Raw genomic sequence first — 18676 nt, forward strand, 5'->3', positions numbered from 1 at the left:
TGGCGCCCGTGATGACATCCTCCCTGCTTCAGAAGATGGCCGAGATCCGCGACGGCGCCTCGGCCACGCGGCGCGCCATCCTCGACCTGATCCTCGAAGACCCCGACCGCGCGCTCGAGGAAAGCTTCGAGACGCTGGCCGAGCGCTCGCGCAGCTCGGTGCCCACCATCATGCGCACCTGCCGCGATCTCGGCTTCGCCGGCCTGCGCGAATTCAAGCTTGCGCTGGCGCAGGAACTGGCGCTCGGCGGCTCGCCGCTGCACCGGCGCGTGAACATCGAGGACGCGGCCGACGAGGTGGTCGGCAAGATCGCGCGCAGCGCCGCGGCCTCGGTCTCGGGCGTGCGCAACCAGCTCGACATGGAAGTGCTCGACGGCGCCGTGGCCGCCATCGCGGCGGCGCCGCACGTCGATCTCTATGGCGCCGGCGCCACCTCGTGGTTCATGGCCAACGACCTGCAGGCGCGGCTGTTCCGCCTCGGCCTCTCGGCCAACGCCTGGGCCGACTACCACCTGCAGCAGGTGGCCGGCGCGGCCCAGCGCCCGGGTGGCGTGGTGATCGCGATCTCGCACGTGGGCGGCATGCCCTCGCTGCTCGATGCTGTCGACATCGCGCGCGGGCAGGGCGCCAAGGTGGTCGCACTCACGCGGCCCGGCACGGCGCTCGCGGCGAAGGCCGATTTCCTGCTGGGCCTCTCGGTGCCCGACGACGCGGTGATGCACGTGGGCATCGACGCCTACCTCACGCACCTGACGGTGATCGAGATCCTGACCGTGCTGGTCGCGCAGCGCCGCGGCGAACCCGCGGTGCAGCGCCTGCAGCGCGCGCGCGAAGCCTTCCAGCGCCACGGCATCGATGCGAGCACGCATCCGCTGCAGAGCTGGGATGGCGGAGGAGTGAAGCATGGCTGAACAAGCGATCTTCTTGCTCGAAGGCGGCCTCGTGGTCGACGGCTCCGGCGGCCCGAGCTGGCCCGGCGACGTGCTGCTGGCCGGCGACCGTATCGCAGCGCTGGGCGAAGGCCTGCGCGAGCGCCTGCCCGAAGGCATCGCAGCGGCCGATCTCGAAACCGTCGACTGCCGCGGCAAGGTGATCGCCCCCGGCTTCATCGATGTCCACACGCACGACGACGCGATCGTGCTGCGCGATCCGCTGTGCCTGCCGAAGGTCTCGCAAGGCATCACGACGGTGGTCACCGGCAACTGCGGCATCTCGCTCGCGCCCTACCGCACGCCGCAAGCCCAGCCGCCGCTCACGTTGCTGGGCATCGATTCCTTCCGCCACGCCACGATGGCCGAGTACCGCGCCGCGGTCGAGGCGGCGCAGCCGGCGCTCAATGTCGCGGCGCTGATCGGCCACACCACTTTGCGCTTCGCGACCATGGACGCGCTCGACCGCGCGGCCACCGAGGACGAGCGCGCGCGCATGGGCCAGCTGCTCGAGGCCTGCATGCTGGACGGCGCCCACGGCCTCTCCTCGGGCCTGTTCTACGAGCAAGCCTTCGCCGCGCCGGCCGACGAGGTGACGGCGCTCGCGCGCATCGTCGCGCGCCACGGCGGCGTCTATGCCACGCACCTGCGCAGCGAGATGGAAACCATCATCGAGGCAATGCACGAGGCCGGCGACACTGCCTTCAGCGCCGGCGCGCCGCTCGTGATCTCGCACCACAAATGCGCCGGCCCCGCCAATTGGGGCCGCACGCTCGAAACCCTGCCGCTGGTCGACGCGCTCGCGAAGCGGCAGGACATCGCGCTCGACGCCTACCCCTACGTCGCCGGCTCTACCGTGTTGCGCGAGGATCTGGTGGACGGCGTGATCGACATCCTGCTGACCTGGTCCGATCCGCATCCCGAGGTGACGGGCCGCATGCTCGCCGACGTCGCGCGCGAATGGGGCGTGGACCAGAAGGAAGCCTGCCGCCGCCTGCAGCCCGGCGGCGCCTGCTACTTCCAGATGAAGGAAGAGGACGTGGAGCGCGTGATCGCCCATCCGCGCACCATGATCGGCAGCGACGGCCTGCCGCACGACCGCCATCCGCATCCGCGCCTGTGGGGCGCCTTCCCGCGCGTGTTCGCGCGCTACTGGCGCGAGCGCCAGCTGTTCACGCTCGAACAGGCAGTCCACAAGATGACCGGCATGACCGCGCGCAACCTGCGCATCGCCGACCGCGGCCTGCTGCGCGTGGGCGCGATGGCCGACGTGGTGGTGTTCGATCCGCGCACCATCGCCGACACCGCCACCTACGACCGGCCGCAGAGCGCCAGCGTGGGGATCGAGCGCGTGTTCGTCAACGGCGCCTGCGCCTTCCGAGGCGGCGAAGAAGAGCCCGAGGTGCGGGCGCGGGCGGGGCGGATGCTAACGCGGGCGGTCTGAGAACCGGTTGAGAAGAGCGCCCGGGTCAACGCACGAAGCGGCCCTCGGGCGTGACGCGAACCATTTCGATGAACTTCGACCCGGTGCTGCTGCCTGACGTGAAATCGATGTCCATGCCGGCCAGCCGCATCTTGAATGCGCGCAGCGCCGCATGCAGGCGCGCACGTGTCAGGTCGCGGCCGGCACGCTTGAGCCCCTCGATCATCACCAGCCCGTTCAGGTAGCCCTCGAAGCTGCCGTAGCCCACCGGCACCTGCGCGCGTTCCGCCAGGCGTCGGTAGTCGCGCGTGACGGTCTCCACCTCGCCCCAGGGATAAGGCATGACCTGCGAGATGGCCAGTCCGCCCGCCTGCAGGTTCACCACCTTGGCCGTGACCTCGCCCGGGACGACCGACATGCCATAGAACATCGGCTTGCTGCCGGCGCCGTAAGTCGCCTTGATGACCTCGCCGGCCACCGTGCCGGCCAGATACATCAGGACGGCCTGCGGCTGGCTGTCGGCCAATGTCTTGCCGGCGGCGGCGGAGGTCGAGCCGTCTCCCTTCACCGAGACCACCGCCGTCGGCGTGAGCTTGTGGGTGGCCATGGCGGCCTCGATCAGCTTGACCGCTTCGGCGCCGCCCGGGTTGTCGAGATGGGCGATCGCCATCTTGTTCACGCCGACGGTCGTGAGGTGCTCGACCAGGGCCTGTGCTTCGCGCGCATTGCTGGCGCGCACGAAGTAGGCGGAGCCGGCAACGCGTTCGCGCGCCGTGTCGCCCACGCCGTAGCCGCCCACGCTGGGTGCGCCGCTTTGCTGCAGCAGCTTGGCCGCGGCGGCCGTGGTGCCCGAGCCGACGCAGCCGAAGAACGCGAACACGCGATGGTCGTTCAGCAGCTTGCCGTAGTTCTCCACCGCCTTCTCGGGCTTCAGCTCGTCGTCCAGCGACACCAGCTTGATCTTGCGTCCGCCCACGCCGCCTTGTTCGTTGACCGCATCGAAGGCCAGTCCGGCGCCGTTGTGCACGACCTTGATCTGCGAGCCGAGCGGGCCGCTCAGCACGGCGCTGCTGCCGAGCAGGATCTCGCTGTCGCTCACCCCTGTTTCTGCCTGCGCGGACGACAAATGTGCCAAGCCAGTGGCAAATACGGCAGTGGAGGCGACAAAACTTCTGCGCTGCATGAGCAAGGCCCTTTTCCAATGAATTTAGTTAAGTTGAATAACTATTGGAAATGAGCCGTCGGTGCCGCCGAGTCAGGGTTTACCCACGCGGTCGCGGCATTCGTCACGCTCTTGCAATCACTCGTGTCCCGTCAGCATCAGCGCTGCTCTGTAGGCCGCACGGCCGGCCGTCTTGGCTTCTTCGACCAGCGCCTTCAGCCGCTGCCCGCGCTCCTTCGGCGCCAGGAGATGGAGCGGTTCGGCCATCAATTGCCGGGCCGCGCCGAGCAGGACGTGCGCCGAAGTGACGCAGACGCGGACGGCCGCACGCTCGCCGGCCGGGGTGTTCTCGCCTTCGCGGTCATTGAGAACGGACTCGATCAAGGCGAGCGCATTGTCGAGGCAAGCCTGCGCGAGGTCGCGCTGTGTCGCTCCTGCTTGAATCGTCAGGGGCGGGCTGGGGCCATCGAGCGCGGCATCGCGCGGAGTGTCGAACATGGTGAGAAGACCGGGTTGCTTTCTTTGGAGTCGAATCAGCGCGCCGCCAGCGCTGCCTGCGGAACTGCTGCGCGCGGCGTGACAGCTTCATGCCCATGCAGCCAGCGGCGCAAGATCCGCAGCAGCGCCCCCGGCTGGTCGGCATGCACCCAATGGCCGGCGTCGTCGATGTGTTCCAGGTGCGCGCGCGGAAACAGGCGCGCGATGCCGGCATGCGACTCGGCTTGCACATAGGCCGAATCGGTGCCGGCGAGGAACAGCGCCGGCCCTTCGTAGTGCCGGTGCAGGAGCCTCTGCGGAAATCCGCACAGCTCCTGCATGCACATGGCCACCGCCAGCAGGTTGAGCCGCCAGTCGAAGCGCTCGTCGTGGCGCCGCAGGTTCTGCATCAGGAAGTCGAGGACCGGCGTGTCGCCTTCCTGGCCCTGCGCCAGCGCCTGCCGGGCCTCGTTGCGGCCGGTCGCGGCGGCCGCGTCGAAGCCGCGCATGGCCATCATGTAGGGCGAGAACTGGTCGCTGTAGCGCTCGGGTGCGATGTCGATCACCGCCACGCCGGAGATCGCCTGCGGATGCTCGAGGGCCAGGGTCATGGCGGTCTTGCCGCCCATGCTGTGGCCGATCAGCAGCGGCTGCTGCAACTGCTCGCGCTCGATGAGCGCCAGCACGTCCTGCGCCATCTCGGTGTACGACATGGTCTGGCCCCGGGGCGACGCGCCGTGGTTGCGCGCATCCGGCAGGTAGACCCGATGCCTGTCGCCGAGCGCTCGGGCGATCCGCGTCCAGTTGCGTCCGGCACCGAACAGCCCGTGCAGGATCACCAGGGGAGGGCCGTCGCCCACGGCCTCGAATGCGAGCTCAATAGCCACGGGATTCCGGCGCAGGCAGAGCGTTGGCGGGGCGCGTGTTCACGGGTTCCGTCTCCATTTATGTGGGGCCCCCATTCGAGGGTTTGACAGAGGTTAGGGACGCAGGAGCCGTCAGTAAAATGGTTTGCATCCATGCCGTGGATCGATCGCGTGGATACCTTGCAAGGCGGACCGGGGTTTTCAAAGGGACGAGGTCAGCTCATGCGGTTCAACAAGCTCGACTTGAACCTGCTGGTGGCCCTGGATGCGCTCCTCACCGAGCGCAGCATCAGCCGGGCCGGGGAGCGCCTGCACCTGAGCCAGTCCGCCACGAGCAATGCGCTGGCGCGGCTGCGGGCCTATTTCAACGACGACCTGCTGGTGCAGGTCGGCCGCAAGATGGAGCTCACGCCGCGGGCCGAGACGCTGAAGGATGCCGTGCGCGACGTGCTCGTGCGGGTGGATTCCGCGATCCTTGCCCAGCCGCGCTTCGATCCCGCCCAGGCGGAGCGCTGCTTTCGCCTGATCGTCTCCGATTACAGCTCGATAGTCCTGATGCCGCAGCTGCTCACGCTGGTGAGCCAGCAGTCGCGCACCGTGCGCTTCGATCTGCTGCCGCTGCTGCAGCCGCCCCATCGTGAGCTGGAGAGCGGCGAGGCCGACCTGCTCATCCTGCCGCTGGAATATCGCACGCCCGAGCCTCATCCCTTCGACATCCTGTTCGAGGAGCAGTTCGTCTGCGCGGTCTGGAGCGGCGGCCGCTTCGGGCACGCCGACAAATTGACGGCCGATCAGTACGCGACGGCCGGCCACGTCGTGATGCAGCCCTCCGGCATGGACGAGCCCACACTCGCGGGATGGCTGAAGCGACGCTACCCGGGGGTGCGGCGCATCGAAGTCACCAGCTACAGCTTCGCCGCGGTTCCCTATCTGATCGTGGGCACCGATCGCATTGCCATGCTGCACGCACGGCTCGCCCGACTGGCCCAGAAGTCCCTGCCGCTGCGGCTGCTGCCGGCGCCGGTGCCGATGCCGGCGATGAAGCAGACGATGCAGTGGCACACGTACCGCACGCAGGACCCGGGCCTGGTCTGGTTGCGCGGCCTGTTGCACCAGGCCGTGGCGAGGATGGATGCGGAACTGGAACCTGCCTACGCGGACGGTGTGGCCGAAACGGTTCGCATGGAATGACTGCGGGCGCGGGCGCCTCGCGCCACCTCAGGCTGCGATCGAGTAGCCGCCGTCGACGGGGATTGCCGTGCCCGTCACGAAGTCGGAGGCCTTGCTCGCGAGAAAGACCGCGATGCCGGCCAGGTCCTCCGGCCGGCCCCAGCGCCCGGCGGGCGTGCGCGCGTTGACGCGCTCTTCGAGGCCCTGCACCTGCGCACGCGCGCCGTCGGTCAGCTCGGTGCGGATCCAGCCCGGCAGCACGGCATTGACCTGGATCTTGTCCGGTGCCCATGACGCGGCCAGCGCGCGGCTCAGCTGCACGATGCCTCCCTTGCTCGCGCCGTAGACCGGCGCGTAGGGCGCGCCGAAGATCGACAGCATCGAACCGATGTTGATGATCTTGCCGCCGCCGGCCGCCTTGAGGTGGGCGTGGGCCGCGCGGCAGCACAGGAAGGCGCTGGTGAGGTTGGTGTCCATCACCATGTGCCATTCGGCCAGCGCGAGCTGGTCGGCCGGCTTGCGCACCGTGGTACCGGCGTTGTTGACCAGGATGTCGAGCCGGCCGCAGCGCTCGGCCACCTGGTCGAAGAGCCGCTGCACCGAAGCCTCGTCGGTCACGTCGGCCGAAAGCGCGAAGCTGTCGCTGCCGAGGGCCTTCAGGGTCTCGACCGCGGCGGCCGATTTCTGCGGATTGCGCGCTGCAACGATCACGCGCGCCCCGGCCTTCGCCAATCCCTCGGCCATGCCGAGTCCGATGCCGCCGTTGCCGCCGGTGACGAGCGCGGTCTTTCCTGTCAAATCAAACATCAGTGAAGGCGGCTACAGGATTCTGTTGAACCACAGCAAAGAGAGTCCGGCTGACAGCAAGGCCAGCACGGCCGCGCCGAGCGCGAACAGCGCCGAGATTTCGGTCTCCTTCTTCTCGACCGTGAGCCTGGAGCTCAGCGTGTTGTAGACCTTGGTGAGGTCTGCCGCGGTGCCTGCGTAGTAGTACTCGGCCTGCGTCTTGTTGGCGATCGCCTTGAGCGTTTCCTCGTCGAGGCGCACGCGCATCGACCAGCCTTCGAAGCCGATGGTCTCGCCGTCGACCGTGCCGATGCCCACCGTGTAGACGCGCACGCCGCGCTCGGCCGCGACCTTGGCCGCGTCGAGCGGGTCGACGCCGGTAGTGCGCTGGCCGTCGGTCAACATGATGATGGCGGCCGAGGTGTAGGAGCCGGGCGCCACCGGCGTGAATTCCTTCTGCGGCGCCTTGCCGGCCTGCTCGAGCGGCACGCCGCGCTGGCGGCTGCTCTGGGGACCGAAGTTCGAGACGTCGATGCCCGCATCCGGGAACAGCGTGGCCAGCGAAACGACGATGGCATTGCCGGTGGCCGTCGCGCGCTGCAGCTGGAAGGAGTCGATGGCCGTGACCAGGTCTTCGCGGTTGGTGGTGGGCAGCTGCGCGACATTGGCGCTGCCCGCGAAGGCGACGATGCCGACCTTCACGTGCCGCGGCAGCTCCTTCAGAAAGCTCTTGGCCGCTTCCTGCGCGGCCACCAGCCGGTTGGGCAGCACGTCGGCCGCGCGCATGCTGCCGGACACGTCCATCGCCAGGATGATGGTCTGCTGGTTCGAGGGCAGCACCACCACCGCCATCGGCCGCGAGGCGGCGATCAGCATCGCGACCATCGCGAGCAGGAACAGGAAGGGCGGGATGTGGCGCCGCACGCTCTGTCGCACGCCCATCGCCTCGCGCACGATGGACAGGCTGGCATAGCGCAGCGCCAGCTTCTTCTTGCGCCGCATGAGCCAGGCATACAGCAGCACCAGGAGCGGCGCCGCCAGCAACAGCCAGAGGAATTGAGGCCAGAGGAAGTTCATGCTGCCACCGCCTTCGGGTTGGACGACCCGGCGCGCACGCGGCGCTTGCGCATGTCGGCAAAGCGCACGATGGCTTCCACCAGATCGTCGTTGGTCGAGAGTTCGAGCGCGTCGACGCCGACCTTGGCCAGCGTCTCGCGCAGGGTTGTTTCGCGCTCCGCGGCGACGCGGGCGAAGCGCTTGCGGAAGCTCGCGTCGTGCGTGTCGACCCAGAGCTGCTCGCCGGTCTCGGCATCGGTGAGCGGCACCAGGCCGAGGTCGGGCAGCTCGAGCTCGAGCGGGTCGAAGAGGCGCACCGCCACCACCTCGTGACGCCGGACCAGCTGCGCGAGCGGGAGCTCCCAGCCGGGCTCGCTCAGGAAATCGGACACCACGAACACGGTCGAGCGGCGCGGCATCAGCACCGCTGCCGACTTGAGCAGATCGGCCAGCCGGGTCATGCCCTTCTGGGCCGGCGCGTTCTTCTTTTCCGCGCGGCGTTCCATCGAATGCAGCAGATGCAGCACGTGCCGCCGGCCGCTGCGCGGCGGGATCACCGCCTCGACGTCGTTGCCGTAGACCAGCGCGCCAACGCGGTTGCCGTGCCGCGTGAGCAGGCGTGCGATGACGCCGACGAAGCCGGCCGAGATCTCGCGCTTGGCCTTGCGGCCGGAGCCGAAGTCAACCGAGCGGCTCAGGTCGAGGATGAACCAGGCGGCCATCTCGCGGTCTTCAGTGAACACGCGCACGTGCGGCGTCTGCAGGCGCGCGGTGACGTTCCAGTCGATGTGGCGCACGTCGTCGTGGTGCTGGTACTCGCGCAGGTCGGCCAGGTCGAGGCCGGTGCCGCGCATCAGCGTGCGGTAGTCGCCCTGCAGCAGGCCGTCGAGCCGGCGGATCACCGTCCATTCGAGCCGGCGCAGCGTGCGTTCGGCGGAGCCCGCCGCGGCCTCGCCCGCGAGTCGTTCGTCGTTGGCGGCGCGCGCGCGCCGGCTAGGCCACCAGCTTTTCATGTTCGAGCGGCTTGGCTGGCGCGGGCACGGCCCGCATGATCTTGTCGATCAGGCCGTCGGGCGTGAGCCCTTCGGAGAGGCCTTCGTACGACAGCGTCACGCGGTGCCGCAGCACGTCGGGCACCAGCGCCGTCATGTCCTCGGGCAGCGCGTAGCTACGGCCGCGCAGCAGCGCCAGGGCGCGCGCGCCTTCGGTCAGGTTGATGCTGGCGCGCGGGCTGGCGCCGAAGGTGATGAAGCGCCGCATGTCCTTGAGGCCGTGCCTCTCGGGCGTGCGCGTGGCCGACACCAGCCTGACCGCGTACTGGATCAGCGAAGGGTCGACATAGACGCGCCGCGCTTCGGCCTGCAGCGCCGCGAGCTGGTCGGTGGTCGCGACCGGGCTGGCCTCGACCGGGGCGCCGATCACGCGCTCGACGATCACGAACTCTTCCTCGTCGGTCGGGTAGTCGACCAGCACCTTCATCATGAAGCGGTCCACCTGCGCCTCGGGCAGCGGGTAGGTGCCCTCGGTCTCGATCGGGTTCTGCGTCGCCATCACGAGGAAGGGGCGCGGCACCTTGTGCGACTCGCCGGCGATGGTGACCTGGCGCTCCTGCATCACTTCGAGCAGCGCGCTCTGCACCTTGGCCGGGGCGCGGTTGATTTCGTCGGCCAGAAGCAGATTGGCGAACACGGGCCCCAGCGAGGTGCTGAACTCGCCGGTCTTCTGGTTGTAGATGCGCGTGCCGATCAGGTCGGCCGGCACCAGGTCGGGCGTGAACTGGATGCGCTTGAACTGGCCGCGCACCGCTTCGGCCAGCGTCTTGACGGTCAGGGTCTTGGCCAGCCCGGGAACGCCTTCGACCAGCAGGTGACCACCCGCCAGCACAGCGACCATCACGCGCTCGAGAAAACGGTCCTGGCCGACGACGACGCGCTTCACCTGGTAGAGGATCTGCTCCATCAGCTCGGCGGTGGAAGCGGAGGCGGAGGTCGGTTCGTTCTCTGTGCTCATGCTTGCTGCTTTCGGTGAGGAATCGGAAAGACCATCAGAAAGGCGGAGAGCCGGCGGCCGAGGCCGCGTTCTCGATCGGCACTGCAAAACCGATGCCAATGAAGGTGCGCTGCTGGGTCGGGTTGAGGATCGCGGTCACGATGCCGAGCACCTCGCCGTTCATGTTGATGAGCGGCCCGCCCGAATTGCCGGGGTTGGCGGCGGCGTCGAACTGGATCAGGTTGCCGAGCTCCTGCTTGCCCTCGGGCGAGCGGAACGAGCGCTTGAGGCCCGAGACCACGCCGGCCGAGACCGAGGGGCCGATGCCGAAGGGAAAGCCGACCGCGACCACTTCGTCGCCGGGCTGGAGGTCGGCGGTCGAGCGCATCGTGGCCGGGATCAGGTCGTCGGGCAGCTTCTGCGCCTGCAGCACGGCGAGGTCGTTCTCGGGCTGCACGCCGGTGATCACGGCGGGCGCCTCGAGGCCGTCGGCAAAAGTGACCCTGATCTTCTCGGCGCCGGCGACCACGTGCAGGTTGGTCAGGATGATGCCCTTGTCGACGATCACCACGCCGGTGCCGACGCCGCGCTCCACCTCGCCCGGCGGCTCGTCGGCCTCGGGCGGCTTGCCCTTGGCGACGTTGTTTCCGCGCTTCTGCGTCTGGGCTTCCGGCGTCTTCTTTTCGGGCCCGTAGCCGACCACCCGCACCACCGAGGGACGAATGATCTCGGCCGCCTTGGCGGCCGGCGAGGGCAGGGTGGCGGTCTGCAGCGTGCGCAACACGGCGGCGTCGATGTCCTTCTGCGTGTACGGGCGGACGTTCTGGCGCGGCCACAGCGCGATGCCGGTGGCCGATGAGCCGACGCAGAGCGCGAGCAGCAGCGCGAAGCTGCGCCGCCCGGGCTGCCAGCGCGGCGCAGCGGCGGCTGGCGCCGCTGCGGGCACCTCCGAGTCATCGGACGCCTGGGGCGTGCCAGGCTCGGCCGCGTCCTGCGGCGCGCGGGGTGAGCGGCTGTAGAAAGCAGGCCTGCGCATCGGGGCACCTCCGGCAAAAAAATCGACGCGTGAGAGAGGCACGGTAGCACGCTTTCTCCGGCTGTGCATGCGTTCGGGCATCATTGGCCGATGGCCGTCTTCATCGATACCCACTGTCACCTCGATGCGCCGGAATTCGGCACCGAAATGGCCGCGATACGGGATCGCGCGGCAGCCCGGAACGTGGCCCTGTGCGTGATTCCGGCAGTGGCGGCCGCCAACTTCGCAACAGTGCGCGAACTCGCGCATGCCCAGAACGATGCCTACGCGCTGGGCATCCACCCGATGTGCACCACCGAGGCGCAGGACGAGCACCTGGCGCTGCTCGACGCGGAACTTGCCGCGCGCCGCGACGATCCGCGCCTGGTGGCGGTGGGTGAGATCGGGCTCGATTTTTTCGTGCCCGGCCTGGACCCCGACAAGCAGGAGCGCTTCTTTCACACTCAGTTGCAACTCGCGCGCAAGCACGGGCTGCCGGTGATCGTTCACGTGCGCCGGTCGGTGGACAAGGTCTTGAAACACCTGCGGCAGGTCGCGCCCGGCCAGACCTGGCAGGGCATCGCGCATGCGTTCAACGGCAGCGCGCAGCAGGCGCAGGCCTGTATCGATTGCGGGCTCAAGCTGGGCTTCGGCGGCGCCGTGACCTTCGAGCGCGCATTGCAGCTGCGGCGTCTTGCCGCGACGCTCCCGCTCGCGTCGATCGTGATGGAAACCGACGCGCCCGACATCCAGCCGCATTGGCTCTACCGCACCGAAGCGCAGCGTGCGGCGGGCGAGGCGCAGGGTCGCAACGAGCCGGGCGAGCTGCCGCGCATCGCCGAAGTCGTGGCCGGGCTGCGCGGCATCACGCTCGACGCGCTGGCCCAGGCGACCACGCGAAATGCCGTTTCGGCACTGCCGCGTCTGTCCTCGCTGATCGATGCGTCGGCCGGCATCCCGCAGCACGCGTAGGCCAAGTGCCCGACTTTCGCACAAGCGCGTTCACGACGTCGTCCGGGTGTCATCCTTGGGCTTCGAGTGTTCGTTGCATGCCAGTGGCAAGTTCGTCACTCCAACTCATCAAAGGAGCTTTCCCATGAACAAATCGTCCATTCGCACCTTGCCCGCCGTGCTGGCCCTGGCCCTGGCATCCATCGGCCTGTCGGCCGCGGCGCAAACCCAGCCCGCACCGGCGGCACCGGCGGCTCAGGAGCCGACCATGACCGAGAAGGCCAAGGAAACCGGCAAGGACGCCGTCGACGCCACCAAGCGCACGACGAAGAAGGTGGTCGGCGCCACCGAGCGCGGGGTCAAGAAGGCGGGCACCGCCACCAAGAAGGTCGCCAAGAAGACCGGCAATGCGGTGGCGACCGCTGGCCACAAGACGGCCGACGGCATGCGCACCGCAGGCAAGAAGGTCGGCGAGAAGGTGCCCGGCACGGCAGAGCATGACGCTGCCAAGAAGCCCTGAGTCTGGGAATCGGGCTCTTGCCAAAAAACCCGCTTCGGCGGGTTTTTTTGTGTCTACTGCGCGCATGAAGAAAGCATCGCCTGCGCCGCCGCTGCGGCTCACCGGCCTCGATCCGATCGTCTCGGACCGCACCGTCGTTCTGGTCCTCGGCAGTTTCCCGGGCGGCCGCTCGCTCTCCGAGCGGCAGTACTATGCGCACCCGCAAAACCACTTCTGGAAGATCTTGCAAGCGATTTGGCCCGACCACCCGCTCCCGGCGGGCGCAGACAGTTATCCCGCCCGCCGCGCCTGGCTGCTCGAGCGCGGCCTCGGCCTCTGGGACGTGTACGCCGCCTGCGAACGCGAAGGCAGCCTCGATTCGGCGATCCGCAACGGCGAGGCGAACGACATCGCGGGCCTTGCGCTGCCCAGGCTTGCCGCGATCGCGCACAACGGCGGTGAAAGCTTCAAGCATGCGCGACACACCCAGGGCCTCGGCGTGCCGGTCTACCGGCTGCCGTCTTCGAGCGCGGCGAACGCATCGTGGACCTTCGAGCGCAAGCACGATGCGTGGCGCGACGTGTTCCTGAAGCACGGACTGCTCTGATGGCGGCGAAGAAAGCCGCGGCGCCTGAACTTCCGGAAGTCAATTTCTCCGACTGGGGCGATGTGCGCTACCTGCACCTCGGCACCGAGTGGGTGCAGGGCTCGATGAAGCTCGATGCGCCCTTCGAGATCGAGCTCGAGTACGTGCAGCGCATGATGGCCTGGCTGCTCTTCGTCGAAGCCGCGAGCGTGCGCAGCCGCCATGCGATGCAGCTGGGTCTGGGCGCGGCCAGCCTCACCAAGTTCTGTCGCAAGACGCTGGGCATGCGCACCACGGCGGTCGAGCTCAATCCGCAGGTGGTGGCGGCCTGCCGTGGCTGGTTCAAGCTGCCGGCCGACGACACCAGGCTGCAGGTGGTGGTGGCCGACGCGGCGACGGAGATCCGCAAGCCGCAATGGCAGGGCGCGGTGGATGCGCTGCAGGTCGACCTGTACGACCACGAGGCCGCCGCGCCGGTGCTCGACAGCGAAGCTTTCTACGCCGACTGCCGCGCCCTCCTGACCGAGGACGGTTGCATGACGGTCAACCTGTTCGGCCGCTCCTCGAGCTACGAGCGCAGCCTCGAGAAGATCGCCACCGCCTTCGGCGAAGATGCGCTCTGGGCCTTCAAGCCCACGCGTGAAGGCAACACCGTGGTGCTGGCCCAGCGCACGCCCAGCCAGCCGAAGCGCCCCGCGCTTGCCGATCGCGCCCAAAGCATCCAGACTCGGTGGGGCCTGCCGGCGCCGAAGTGGCTGCGGGTATTCAAACCATTGACCTGACCATGAGCGCTGTCTCTCCACCCAAGTCCGCCGCCTCCCGCCACGAAGGGCCGCTCGATCTGCGGCATCTGATCGAATGGCTCGCCAAGGATGGCGTGATCTCGCCGGTGGAGGCCAAGCGCACGCTGGCGCGCTGCGCGCAGGCCGAGAGCCGCCAGCATCCGCTGGTGCGGCTCGCGAATGTCGCGATGACGCGCGAGAGCGACGGCAAGCCGCTCGACCTGGAGATGCTGAGCCAGTGGCTCGCCGGCCGCGCCGGCCTGGCCTATCTGCGCATCGACCCGCTCAGGGTCGACGTGGGCAAGGTGGCCGACACCATGAGCGCGGCCTATGCGGAGCGGCACAAGGTGCTGCCGGTGCAGGTCACGCCCGCCGAGGTGGTGGTGGCGACGGCCGAACCTTTTCTCACCGACTGGATCGCCGAGGTCGAGCGCCAGGCGCGCCGCGCGGTGCGGCGCGTGGTCGCGAACCCGGTCGACATCCAGCGCTATACGGCGGAGTTCTTCTCGCTGGCCAAGTCGGTGCGCGCGGCGCAGAAGGCCGGCGGCAATGCGGGCGGCGCCAGCTTCGAGCAGCTGGTCGAGCTCGGCAAGAGCAACAAGCAGCTCGATGCCAACGACCAGAGCGTGGTGCAGGTGGTCGACTGGCTCTGGCAGTACGCCTTCGACCAGCGTGCCAGCGACATCCACCTGGAGCCGCGGCGCGAGCAGGGCGTGATCCGCTTCCGCATCGACGGCGTGCTGCACCCCGCCTACCAGATGCCGATGGGCGTGATGAACGCGATGGTGTCGCGCATCAAGCTGCTCGGCCGCATGGACGTGGTCGAGAAGCGGCGGCCGCTCGATGGCCGCATCAAGACCCGCAACATGCGCGGCGAAGAGGTCGAGATGCGGCTCTCCACGCTGCCGACCGCCTTCGGCGAGAAGATGGTGATGCGGATCTTCGACCCCGACACCGCGGTCAAGGACCTCGATGCGCTCGGCTTCGCGCAGCACGATGCGCAGCGCTGGGAGCAGCTCGTGACGCGCCCGCACGGCATCATCCTGGTGACCGGACCGACCGGCTCCGGCAAGACCACCACGCTCTACTCGACGCTCAAGCGTGTCGCGACCGAGGAGGTCAACGTGAGCACGATCGAGGATCCGATCGAAATGATCGAGCCCTCCTTCAACCAGACGCAGGTGCAGCCGCAGCTGGACTTCGGCTTCACCGAGGGCCTGCGCGCGCTGATGCGGCAGGACCCGGACATCATCATGGTGGGCGAGATCCGCGACATCGCGACGGCCGAGATGGCGGTGCAGGCCGCGCTCACCGGCCACCTGGTCTTCAGCACGCTGCACACCAACGATGCACCGAGCGCGATCACGCGGCTGATGGAGCTCGGCGTGCCCAACTACCTCGTCAACGCCACCATGCTCGGCGTGCTGGCCCAGCGCCTGGTGCGCACCCTGTGCCCGCATTGCAAGGCGCCGGACGACAGCGTCACGCGCGAACAGCTCGGCGAGTTCGTCAAGCCCTGGCAGATCACGGGCTCGGTGCGGGCCTACAAGCCGGTCGGCTGCGTCGACTGCCGCATGACGGGCTACCGCGGCCGCATGGGTCTGTACGAACTGCTCACCGTGGGCGAGGGCTTCAAGGCGCTGGTCAACAAGGAGCCCAACCTCGCTGGCCTGCGCCGCCAGGCCGTGGTCGACGGCATGCGGCCGCTGCGGCTGGCGGGTGCGCTGCGCGTGGCCGAGGGCCTGACGACCATCGACGAAGTCTTGAGCGCGACCCCGCCGCTCGAGTAGCTTCGGCGCGGCCTCGCGACCCGGGATAACCCTAGGCTCTTGCTAGGTGGAATCCACATCAAGCTGACCACTGCCTGACCACACAATCCGCTGTTCGAATTTTTCGAGGGGACTGTTCGTGAAAATCAAGAGTCAGAAGGACTTCTTTGCGGGGCTGATGTTCACCATCGTCGGCATCGCCTTCGCATGGGGCGCGACGACCTACAGCGTGGGCAGCGGCGCGCGCATGGGCCCGGGCTACTTTCCGCTGATGCTGGGCATCCTGCTGGGCATCCTGGGGATCATCGTGATCTTCACGGCCCTCACCATCGAGACGGTGGACGGCGAGCCGATCGGAAAGATCGCATGGCGGCCGCTCGGCTACATCATCGGTTCCAACCTCATGTTCGGCATTCTGCTCGGCGGCCTGCCCAGCATCGGGTTGCCGGCCATGGGCCTGATCGCCGCGATCTACGCACTGGTGCTGATCGCCGGCCTCGCGGGCGAGCACTACAGCCTCAAGTCGAGCCTGATCCTCGCCACGATCCTGGCCGTCGGCAGCTACCTGGCCTTCGTGGTCCTGCTGAAGCTGCAGTTCCAGGTGTGGCCCACCTTCATCACCGGCTGAGAGCAACGTCGCCATGGAACTCATCAACAACCTCTCCATCGGGTTCGCCGCGGCCTTCACGCTGCAGAACCTCATCTACGCCTTCGTCGGCTGCCTGCTGGGCACGCTGATCGGCGTCTTGCCCGGCATCGGCCCGGTCGCCACCATCGCGATGCTGTTGCCGGCCACCTACGCGCTGCCGCCGGTGGCCGCACTGATCATGCTCGCGGGCATCTACTACGGCTCGCAGTACGGCGGCTCGACCACCGCGATCCTGGTCAACCTGCCGGGCGAATCGTCCTCCGTCGTCACGGTGATCGACGGGCACCAGATGGCCAAGCAGGGCCGAGGGGGAGCGGCACTTGCGGCCGCCGGCCTGGGCTCCTTCTTCGCCGGCTGCGTGGGCACGCTGATCCTGGCCGCCTTCGCGCCGCCCTTGACCGAGCTGGCCTTCAAGTTCGGCCCGGCCGAATACTTCTCGCTGATGATTCTGGGCCTGATCGGCGCGGTGGTGCTGGCCTCGGGCTCGCTGCTCAAGGCGATCTGCATGATCGTGCTGGGCCTGCTGATCGGCCTGATCGGCACCGACGTGAATTCGGGCGTGGCGCGCTACAGCTTCGACATCCCCGAACTGACCGATGGCGTCGGCTTCATCGTGATCGCCATGGGCGTCTTCGGCTACGGCGAAATCATCTCCAACCTCTCGCGGCCCGAGGAAGAGCGCCAGGTCTTCACCTCCGAGGTGCACCACCTGTGGCCCACCAAGGAAGACTTCAAGCACATGACGCCGGCGGTGCTGCGCGGCACCACGCTGGGTTCCTGCCTCGGCATCCTGCCGGGCGGCGGTGCGCTGCTGTCGGCCTTCGCGGCCTACACGCTCGAGAAGAAGATGAAGCTCAAGCCGGGCGAGATTCCCTTCGGCAAGGGCAACATCCGCGGCGTCGCAGGCCCCGAAGCGGCCAACAACGCCGGGGCGCAGACCTCCTTCATCCCGCTGCTCACACTCGGCATCCCGCCGAATCCGGTGATGGCGCTGATGGTCGGCGCGATGACCATCCACAACATCCAGCCTGGCCCGCAGGTGATGACCAGCAACCCCGAGCTGTTCTGGGGCCTGATCGCCTCCATGTGGATCGGCAACCTGATGCTGATCATCCTGAACCTGCCGCTGATCGGCATCTGGATCAAGCTGCTGTCGATTCCCTATCGCTGGCTGTTCCCGGCCATCGTGCTGTTCTGCGCGATCGGCGTGTACTCGACCAACAACAACACCTTCGACGTTTGGATGGTCGCGATCTTCGGCGTCATCGGCTACGCCTTCATCAAGCTCGGATGCGAGCCGGCGCCGCTGCTGCTGGGGCTGATCCTCGGCCCGATGATGGAAGAGAACCTGCGGCGCGCGCTCTTGCTCTCGCGCGGATCGTGGGCCGTGTTCGTCACGCGCCCGATCTCGGCCGGCCTACTCGTGGCGGCCGCGCTGATGGTCGTGATCGTCTTGCTGCCCGCGGTGAAGTCCAAGCGCGAAGAAGCCTTCGTCGAGCCTGATTGACTGGGCTCGCCGAACAAAAAGGCCGCCTGAGGGCGGCCTTTTTGTTTTTCAACTAGGCTTTGCCTCCTCGTCAGAATCGATGCCCATGAAAAGAATCAACTTCCTTCGCGCGGCTGCGATCGTGCTGTGTACGGCAGCCATGCCGACCGCCTTCGCGCAGGCCTATCCCAGCAAGTCCATACGTCTCATCGTGCCCTTCCCTGCCGGTGGCGCCACCGATCTTTTTGCACGCACCCTGTCGCAGAAGATGGGCGAGAAGCTCGGCACCACGCTGGTCATCGACAACAAGCCGGGCGCCGGCGGCGCGATCGGATCCGATCTCGCGGCCAAGGCGCCGGCCGACGGCTACACGCTGCTGCTGGCCACCACCAGCACGCACGCCATCGGACCCGCGATCAACGCCAGGCTGCCCTACGACACGGTGCGCGACTTCACGCCGATTGCCCACGTGGGCGATGCGCCGAGCGTCATGCTGGTGCCCAACAGCTCGCCGGCGAAGACGGTGCGCGAATGGATAGCGTACGCACAGAAGAATCCCGGCAAGCTCAACTACGCATCGAGCGGCAACGGCACCATCGTGCAGCTCACCACCGAGCTGTTCAAGTCGCAGGCCGGCGTGTTCGTCACGCACATCCCGTACAAGGGCACCGCGCTCGCGATTCCCGACCTGATCAGCGGCAAGATCGACGTGCTCTTCGATTCGCTGCCCACCGGCATGCCGCATGTGCGCGACGGCCGGCTGCGCGCGCTGGGCGTGACGACGCTGAAGCCCAGCCCGCTCGCGCCCGAGTTGCCGGCCATCGCCGAGGTGCTGCCGGGCTTCGAATCGAACACCTGGTTCGGGCTCTACGGTCCCAAGGGCCTGCCGGCGGACATGACGGCGCGCATCAACAAGGCGGCCAACGAGACGCTCGCCGATCCGGAAGTGCGCGACAAGTTGTCGAAGCTAGGCATCGCACCGACGATCGGCACGCCCACGCAATTCGCGAGCATGGCGGCGCAGGACGCCGCCAAGTGGAAAAAGATCATCACTGAACGAAAAATCACAGGCGACTGAGCA

At 68.0% G+C, this 18676-nt stretch carries 19 protein-coding genes; 11 read left to right on the plus strand and 8 right to left on the minus strand.

Annotation, left to right across the window (positions count from 1 at the left end):
- Window positions 1–11: 11 nt before the first annotated feature.
- Window positions 12–911, plus strand: coding sequence for a MurR/RpiR family transcriptional regulator (locus ACSQ9A_RS06195; protein WP_093109083.1), 900 nt, complete (start codon window positions 12–14; stop codon window positions 909–911).
- A complete protein-coding gene (locus tag ACSQ9A_RS06200; RefSeq protein ID WP_436303034.1) occupies window positions 904–2373 on the plus strand; it encodes an N-acyl-D-amino-acid deacylase family protein in 1470 nt (489 codons plus the stop codon). The genes ACSQ9A_RS06195 and ACSQ9A_RS06200 overlap by 8 nt, the downstream gene beginning before the upstream one ends.
- 25 nt (window positions 2374–2398) lie before the next feature.
- Here ACSQ9A_RS06200 and ACSQ9A_RS06205 read toward each other — a convergent pair whose 3' ends face one another.
- The 3 genes from ACSQ9A_RS06205 to ACSQ9A_RS06215 all read right to left on the minus strand — a co-directional run bounded on the left by ACSQ9A_RS06205 (window position 2399) and on the right by ACSQ9A_RS06215 (window position 4878).
- Window positions 2399–3451: an ABC transporter substrate-binding protein gene (locus ACSQ9A_RS06205; RefSeq protein WP_244503940.1), complete on the minus strand. Its 1053-nt coding sequence runs from the start codon at window positions 3449–3451 to the stop codon at window positions 2399–2401.
- A 201-nt stretch (window positions 3452–3652) separates the two neighbouring features.
- Window positions 3653–4012 carry a hypothetical protein gene (locus tag ACSQ9A_RS06210; protein WP_436293878.1) on the minus strand — a complete coding sequence of 120 codons (360 nt, stop codon included), beginning with the start codon at window positions 4010–4012 and terminating at the stop codon, window positions 3653–3655.
- A 35-nt stretch (window positions 4013–4047) separates the two neighbouring features.
- Window positions 4048–4878, minus strand: coding sequence for an alpha/beta fold hydrolase (locus ACSQ9A_RS06215; RefSeq protein WP_436303035.1), 831 nt, complete (start codon window positions 4876–4878; stop codon window positions 4048–4050).
- Window positions 4879–5079: 201 nt separating this feature from the next.
- Here ACSQ9A_RS06215 and ACSQ9A_RS06220 point away from each other — a divergent pair, with 201 nt between their 5' ends.
- Window positions 5080–6048 carry a LysR family transcriptional regulator gene (locus ACSQ9A_RS06220; RefSeq protein WP_436303036.1) on the plus strand — a complete coding sequence of 323 codons (969 nt, stop codon included), beginning with the start codon at window positions 5080–5082 and terminating at the stop codon, window positions 6046–6048.
- 27 nt (window positions 6049–6075) lie between these two features.
- On the opposite strand, the gene ACSQ9A_RS06225 is transcribed toward ACSQ9A_RS06220, so the two are convergent.
- Genes ACSQ9A_RS06225 through ACSQ9A_RS06245 form a run of 5 tightly spaced genes read right to left on the minus strand, consistent with a single transcriptional unit; the run spans window position 6076 to window position 10894 of the window.
- Window positions 6076–6834: an SDR family NAD(P)-dependent oxidoreductase gene (locus tag ACSQ9A_RS06225; RefSeq protein WP_436303037.1), complete on the minus strand. Its 759-nt coding sequence runs from the start codon at window positions 6832–6834 to the stop codon at window positions 6076–6078.
- 12 nt (window positions 6835–6846) lie between these two features.
- The gene (locus ACSQ9A_RS06230) at window positions 6847–7890 is read right to left on the minus strand and encodes a VWA domain-containing protein (RefSeq protein ID WP_436303038.1); all 1044 of its coding nucleotides are present in this window, start codon (window positions 7888–7890) and stop codon (window positions 6847–6849) included.
- Window positions 7887–8882 (minus strand): DUF58 domain-containing protein, encoded by a 996-nt coding sequence (locus ACSQ9A_RS06235; RefSeq protein ID WP_093108970.1) that lies wholly within the window; start codon window positions 8880–8882, stop codon window positions 7887–7889. The genes ACSQ9A_RS06230 and ACSQ9A_RS06235 overlap by 4 nt, the downstream gene beginning before the upstream one ends.
- Window positions 8863–9879, minus strand: a complete 1017-nt coding sequence (locus ACSQ9A_RS06240; RefSeq protein WP_093108969.1) for an AAA family ATPase — start codon at window positions 9877–9879, stop codon at window positions 8863–8865. The genes ACSQ9A_RS06235 and ACSQ9A_RS06240 overlap by 20 nt, the downstream gene beginning before the upstream one ends.
- Before the next feature lie 34 nt (window positions 9880–9913).
- Entirely contained in the window at window positions 9914–10894 is a 981-nt protein-coding gene (locus ACSQ9A_RS06245; protein ID WP_436303039.1) for a S1C family serine protease, read from the minus strand.
- Window positions 10895–10984: 90 nt separating this feature from the next.
- Between ACSQ9A_RS06245 and ACSQ9A_RS06250 the strand changes: the two genes are divergently transcribed.
- From ACSQ9A_RS06250 to ACSQ9A_RS06285, 8 genes are all read left to right on the plus strand, one after another.
- Entirely contained in the window at window positions 10985–11845 is an 861-nt protein-coding gene (locus ACSQ9A_RS06250; protein ID WP_436303040.1) for a TatD family hydrolase, read from the plus strand.
- Window positions 11846–11969: 124 nt separating this feature from the next.
- Window positions 11970–12344: a hypothetical protein gene (locus tag ACSQ9A_RS06255; protein ID WP_093108966.1), complete on the plus strand. Its 375-nt coding sequence runs from the start codon at window positions 11970–11972 to the stop codon at window positions 12342–12344.
- 64 nt (window positions 12345–12408) lie between these two features.
- Window positions 12409–12930 (plus strand): DNA-deoxyinosine glycosylase, encoded by a 522-nt coding sequence (locus tag ACSQ9A_RS06260; RefSeq protein WP_436303041.1) that lies wholly within the window; start codon window positions 12409–12411, stop codon window positions 12928–12930.
- Entirely contained in the window at window positions 12930–13691 is a 762-nt protein-coding gene (locus tag ACSQ9A_RS06265) for a spermidine synthase (protein ID WP_093108964.1), read from the plus strand. Before ACSQ9A_RS06260 ends, ACSQ9A_RS06265 begins: the two co-directional genes overlap by 1 nt.
- 2 nt (window positions 13692–13693) lie before the next feature.
- A complete protein-coding gene (locus tag ACSQ9A_RS06270; protein ID WP_093108963.1) occupies window positions 13694–15481 on the plus strand; it encodes a GspE/PulE family protein in 1788 nt (595 codons plus the stop codon).
- 118 nt (window positions 15482–15599) lie between these two features.
- On the plus strand, window positions 15600–16088 hold the full coding sequence (locus tag ACSQ9A_RS06275; protein WP_436293871.1) for a tripartite tricarboxylate transporter TctB family protein: 489 nt from the start codon (window positions 15600–15602) through the stop codon (window positions 16086–16088).
- A gap of 13 nt (window positions 16089–16101) precedes the next feature.
- A complete protein-coding gene (locus ACSQ9A_RS06280; RefSeq protein ID WP_436303042.1) occupies window positions 16102–17616 on the plus strand; it encodes a tripartite tricarboxylate transporter permease in 1515 nt (504 codons plus the stop codon).
- 85 nt (window positions 17617–17701) lie between these two features.
- Window positions 17702–18673 (plus strand): Bug family tripartite tricarboxylate transporter substrate binding protein, encoded by a 972-nt coding sequence (locus ACSQ9A_RS06285; RefSeq protein ID WP_436303043.1) that lies wholly within the window; start codon window positions 17702–17704, stop codon window positions 18671–18673.
- Window positions 18674–18676: the final 3 nt, after the last annotated feature.

The sequence above is a fragment of the Variovorax sp. LjRoot290 genome, from assembly GCF_964253985.1.
GTDB lineage: Bacteria > Pseudomonadota > Gammaproteobacteria > Burkholderiales > Burkholderiaceae_C > Variovorax.